The organism is Pseudomonas sp. 2VD, from assembly GCF_005503585.1.
Taxonomy (GTDB): Bacteria; Pseudomonadota; Gammaproteobacteria; order Pseudomonadales; family Pseudomonadaceae; genus Pseudomonas; species Pseudomonas aeruginosa.
In genome coordinates, this window is record NZ_SCND01000359.1 from 1 (window position 1) to 5,974 (window position 5,974).

Annotated in this window: 3 protein-coding genes; 1 reads left to right on the forward strand and 2 read right to left on the reverse strand. The window is 67.0% G+C overall.

Annotated features, from left to right (window positions below):
- Positions 1-305 precede the first annotated feature (305 nt).
- Complete coding sequence (locus FFS27_RS26940) at positions 306-1,307, forward strand: AraC family transcriptional regulator (protein WP_003106595.1); 1,002 nt, start codon at positions 306-308, stop codon at positions 1,305-1,307.
- Between the two features lie 3 nt (positions 1,308-1,310).
- On the opposite strand, the gene FFS27_RS26945 is transcribed toward FFS27_RS26940, so the two are convergent.
- The gene (locus tag FFS27_RS26945; protein WP_021264455.1) at positions 1,311-4,673 is read right to left on the reverse strand and encodes a diguanylate cyclase; all 3,363 of its coding nucleotides are present in this window, start codon (positions 4,671-4,673) and stop codon (positions 1,311-1,313) included.
- A 101-nt stretch (positions 4,674-4,774) separates the two neighbouring features.
- On the reverse strand, positions 4,775-5,974 hold a 1,200-nt coding region (gene phoQ, locus FFS27_RS26950; protein ID WP_137952326.1), incomplete at its 5' end, for a two-component system sensor histidine kinase PhoQ.

The following is a 5,974-nucleotide window of genomic DNA, read 5'->3' on the forward strand; positions in this document are numbered from 1 at the left end:
GTTCCCTGGAACGCGCTCACCGGTAGCGTTACCCCCCTTGCTGGGGAGATTTTTTGTCGTGAACCGCCGCGGCGGAACCTTGCCCAGGCATTGCAGAGGCTGTGCCAGGATGCTCTTTCTCTAAATAAAATCCTTATATATCAACAAGTTAAATAAAAAATGAAAATTGCATAGCGGGCTAAGCGTGGCGGATTACCGCCCGGCGGGCCGGCTGTGCCGCGCGAGCATGGCGGGAGTCCGCCACCACCCTTGTCGTCTTCCGGGTGGCGCCCTACCATCGCCGTTCCAACAACAAGGACGCCGCCATGCGTGAGCGCACCATCGCCAGCCATTTCGTCCGCGCCGCGTTGCGCGGGGCCACGCGCCAAGGCCTGGACGGCCCCGCCCTGCTGCGTCGCGCCGGCATCCAGCCGGCCCTGCTGGACGAACCGCGGGCACGCATCGCGCCGGAGCAGTTCACCCGCCTGATGCAGTTGCTCTGGGAAGTGCTGGACGACGAATACATGGGCTTCGGCGAAGTCCGCAGCAAGCGCGGCACCTTCGCCATGATGTGCCACACCCTGATTCATTGCCGGACCCTGGAAAAGGCCCTGCAGCGCGGCGAACTGTTCTACGGCCTGTTCCCCCAGGCGCCGCTGATCCACCTGCGGCGCGACGGCGACCTGGTGCGCCTGAGCCTCGAGGAACGCCACCTGTCGGACCCGGATCACTTTCTCGCCGAAAGCCTGCTGGTGATCTGGCACCGCCTCGCCAGTTGGCTGATCGGCCAGCGCATCCGCCTGGAGGAAGCCACCTTCAGCTACCCGGCGCCGGACCACCAGGCCGAGTACGACCTGCTGTTTCCCTGCCCCCGGCGGTTTTCCGCCGGCTGCACCAGCCTGCTGTTCGCCGCCCGCTACCTGGGCATGCCGCTGCTGCAGGACGAACGCACCCTCAAGCAGTTCCTCCAGCACTCTCCCGCCGACCTGCTGGCGCGCCCGGACGGCGGCGACAGCCTGACCAGCCAGATCCGCCGCCTGCTCGGCCGCGACTGCCGGCGCTGGCCGGACCTCGACCAGGTCGCCCGCCAACTGCACATGAGTTCGCAGACCCTGCGACGCCACCTGCGCGAGGAAGGCGGCAGCTTCCAGCAACTCAAGGACCACCTGCGCCGCGACCTGGCGATCTACCACCTGGGTCGGGACGAGCTGTCGATCCAGGACATCGCCGAGCAGCTCGGCTTTTCCGAGCCCTCGGCCTTCCATCGCGCGTTCAAGAAGTGGACCGGCCTCACCCCCGGCGCGTACCGGCACCAGGCGGAAGCCTGAAGCTCAGCCCAACTCCTGGCGACGAAGCCCGCTGCGCAGTTGGTCGAGCACCGTGGCGAACGGCTGCGGCCGACCGACCGCGTAGCCCTGGGCGAAATCCACCCCGAGGCGCGCCAGGTGATCGAGGATTTCCCGGCTCTCGACGAACTCGGCCACAGTCACCGCGCCCAGGCGGTGGGCGATCTGGTTGATGGAGTCGACGATGGCCTGGTCCACCGGGCTCTTGTCCAGGTTGCGGACGAAGCTGCCGTCGATCTTGATCACGTCGACGACGAAATTCTTCAGGTAATTGAAGGAACTCAGGCCGGAGCCGAAGTCGTCCAGCGCCACCTTGCAGCCGAGGTCGCGCAGCTTGGCGACGATCCGCGAAGCCACCGACAACTGGTTCATCAACGCCGTCTCGGTCAGCTCGAAGTACAGGCTCTCCGGCCTCAGCGGCGAGTGTTCGATGCGATCCAGCAGGTAAGGCAGGAACAGCGGATCGTTGAGCGAGTTGCCGGACAGGTTGATGCCGATGCTCAGGCCCTCCACCGCGGCGATCCGCGCGCCGAAGTTGATCAGCGCCTCGTTGATCACCCAGCGGTCGATGCTGGCCATCAGGTTGAAGCGCTCGGCGGCCGGGATGAAGGCGCCCGGCGGAGTCATCTGGCCATCCGGATCGTACAGTCGCAGCAGCAGCTCGTAGTGCCGGTCGCCGTCGCGGCGGGGGCCGACCGGGACGATCTCCTGCGCCTGCAACTGGAAGCGGTCGTTCTCCAGGGCCTCGCGCAGCCCGCTGGCGAGGAGTATGTCGCGGTGCTGGCGCTCCACTTCCTCATGGCCGAACTGGTACACCGAAACCCGGTTGCGCCCGGCATGCTTGGCCGCGTAGCAGGCCACGTCGGCCTGGCTCATCAGTTCGCTGGTGCTGCGCGAGGTGGCGGTAAGGGCGGTGATGCCGATGCTCGCGCCCACGTCGTAGAGCCGCCCTTCCCAGGGGAAGCGCACCGAGCAGATCTGCTCGATGAGCTTGCTCGCCACCTGCTCCGCCTCCGCCAGGTCGCAATCGAACAGCAGCAGGCCGAACTCATCGCCGCCCAGCCGCGCCAGGGTGTCGGAGGCGCGGGTGCGGTCGGCGAGAATCCGGCTCAGCTCGCGCAGCAGCATGTCGCCCGCCGCGTGCCCGGCGGAATCGTTGACCACCTTGAAGCGGTCGAGGTCGATGAAGCACAACGCATGCTGGGTCGCCCGCTCCTGGGCGTTGGCCAGGGCGCGCTGCAGCTCCTCCTCGAACTTGGTGCGGTTGAACAGCCCGGTGAGGGCATCGTGGGAAGCGTGATAGCTCAGCTCGCGCTGCATCGCCCGGGCCTTGGTGACGTTCTGGAACACCAGCACGGTGCCGATGATCTCGCCATCGCGGGTGCGCACCGGCGCCGCGCAATTCTGGATATCGTGCTGCTCGCCCTTGCGGCTGATCAGCGTGGCGCCGTCCTCCAGGTAGAACACCCGGGTGTTCTGCAGGCAGCGTCGCACCGGGCTTTCCAGGGCCTCGCCGGTGTCGCTGTCGAGCACGTTGAAGACCAGTTCGTGGGGCGCGCCGATGGCGTCCTGCAAGGTCCAGCCGGTCATCGCCTCGGCCACCGGGTTCATGAAGGTCACGCGGCCGCCGGCGTCGGTGGTCAACACGGCATCGCCGATGGAATACAGGGTCACCTGCAGGCGTTCCTTTTCCTCGTGCAGGGTTTCCGCCAGGGTGCGGATCTCGGTGATGTCGCTGTTGATGCCGATCATCCGCACCGGACGGTTGTCCTCGTCGCGCGTCAGCGTGGCGATCGCCCGCAGGTGGCGAACCTCGCGGTTGGGGCGGACGATACGGAACTCGCAGTCGAATTTCTGCAACCCGCTGACGGCGCGCTCCAGCTCGCGCAGCACGCGGTCGTGATCCTCGGCATGCAGGCTCGCCTTCCACTGCTCCACCGTGGTCTCCCCGGGACCGCTGCGGATGCCGTACAGGTCGAACATGCGGAAATCCCAGTGCAGGCGGTTGCGCGCCAGGTCCCACTCCCAGATGCCGATCTGCCCGGCGTCGGTGGCCAGCTTGATCCGTTCGGCGAGGCGCTCGCGCTCCAGCTCGGCACGCTTGCGACTGTCGATATCCTCCACCTGGGTGACGAAGTACTGGGCGACTCCCTCCTCGTCGCGCACCAGCGACACGCTGATGCGCGCCCAGAAGGTTTCGCCGTCCTGGCGCAGGTAGCGCTTCTCCATCTGGTAGGAGTTGATACGCCCGGCGAGCAGGTCGCGCACCAGGTCGAGGTCCAGTTCCAGGTCGTCCACATAGGTGATCTCCTGGAACGACAGCTCGCCCAGGCGTTCGGCGGAATAGCCGAGCATCCGGCACAGCGCCTCGTTGACCTTGAACAGCCGCCCCTCCAGCGACACCAGGGCCATGCCGATAGCCGAGAATTCCATAGCGCCGCGGAACTGCGCCTCGCCGATGGCCACCTGGTGCTGCTCGCGGCGGCTGCGCTCCATGATCACCGAGACCAGGAAGGCGGGAATGAGGGTCAAGGCCATCGGCAGGTACAGCAGCGGCTCGCCGAAACGCTGCTGGGACGACTCGGGGACGAACACGCCGAGGGCGATCAGCACGGCGATGAAACAGGTGTTCAGGCAGCCGATCAGCGCGGTGCCGAACACGCTGGTGCTGGCGGCGGCCACCAGCAGCGGCAGGAGCACGTAGATGAAGGCGTAGGGCAGGCGCGTCAGGGCCACGAAGCTGATCACCAGGGTCACCAGCAGGAGCATCGCGTTGTCCACTCCCGCCCGCCCCGACAGAGCGTGACGCCAGGCCGCCAGGTTGCTGGCCATGCACAACGGCAGCAGCGCGAGCATGCCCATCGCATCGCCCACGTACCAGCGCGCCCACATTTCCGGGAAACGCCCCATGCCGAAGACGCTGACCAGCACCGCGCCCACCGAGGCACCGAGCAGGGGCGGGATCAGCGCGCCGGCCCAGAGCACGCGAACCGCCGAATGCAGGTTGAATTCGAAGTCCTCGCGCACCCGGTTGATGCGTAACAGCATCGCGGCGAAGATCGCTTCGCTCAGGTTGGCCGGCAGGAACGCCGCGCTCATCCACAGGCTGTCGCCATACAGGCGGTTGGCCGCCAGGTTGGCCACGGCGGAGCAGAGCAGGATCGCCGGCCACTGGCGCAGCGGCGCGCGCAGCAGGGCGGCGGTGAGAATCGCGTTGGGCAGCCAGATCGCCGCGATAGTGGCAGGCTGGCGCGACAGGTAGATGCAGGCCAGGGCGGCGAGAAAGAACAGCACACCGGCCTGGATGCCCGCCCACAAGCCCCTGTCGTCGGTTTTGCCACTGAACATCCGCTCGAATCCCCGGTACCTGCGTCAAAGGAACTGCGCCAGCCGAACAGACTTCAGCGTAGCGCGGAAACACCTCAGACGTAGGTAACGGCCGCCAAGTCTCAGACTGTAGCGAAACGTATGCGGAAGCAGGCGCCGCCCAGCTCGGAATCGTCCAGGCTCAGTTCGCCGTCGTAGCTCTCGATGATGTCCAGCGCCACGGCCAGGCCGATGCCCTGCCCCGGGTGCTGGGTATCGGCGCGCTCGCCGCGGCGGATGATTCGTGCGCGCTGTTCGGCAGGCACTCCGGGACCGTCGTCCTCAACCCACAGCTCCGAGTAACCCGGCCCCAGCCGGGCGCCCACGCGGACCCGGCCCAGGCACAGGCGATAGGCGTTCTCCAGCAGGTTGCCGAGCAGTTCCAGCAGCGCGCCGCGCTCCACCGGCACGCTGAAGGACGGCGAGAAGTCCCGCTGCAGGCTTACCCGCTTGTCGCGATAGACCTTGTCCAGCGCGTCGCACAGGGTCTCCACCAGCGGCGCCAGTTGCTCGCGATGGCGTACCAGGCCGCTCTTGCGCAGGCTGGCGCGCTGCAACTGATAGCCTATCTGCTGGCTCATGCGCTCGATCTGGCCCTGTAGCACCCGCACCTGCTCGCGGTTGCCGGGCTCCTCGGCGAGCTGGTCGCCGACCCCCTGCAAGACCGCCAGCGGCGTCTTCAGACTGTGCGCCAGGTCGCCGAGGGAGTGGCGGTAGCGCTCGCGCTGCTTGTGCTCGCTGCGCAACAGGCGGTTCAGCGAGTGGGTCAGGCGCAGCAGCTCGCGCGGATGCTCCTCGCTCAGGCTCTCGCGCTCGCCGGATTCGATCTGGTCCAGCTCGGAACTCAGCCCGCGCATCGCCCGGAAGCCCCAGGTCAGGCCCAGCCAGAGCAGCCCGAGCAAGACCAGCAGGGCGCCGCCGAGCCACAGGTAGAGTTGCTCGCGGAACCCCTTGAGCAGGCTCTCGAACTCGCTGACCGATTGCATGGTGACGATGCTGTAGGCCGCCTGCTTGCCGCGCAGCAGGTCGATCTCGACGTCGAACACGAAGAACTCCTCGCCCTTCGCGTCGCGGGTGGTGTGGAATTCGTTGCCGCGGCCGTCGTAGCGCGGCGTGTAGTTGATCGACTCGTCGGCCGCCGAGGTGGAGCGCCAGAGCAGATCGCCATTCTGGTCGAAGATATAGCCGAGGACCTTGGCCTCCGGCAGGTTGAACTCCTCCACCGGCAGGTGCTCGGGCATCACCAGGCGGCCCTTCTCCACCCGCGCCGCCGAGACCAGGGT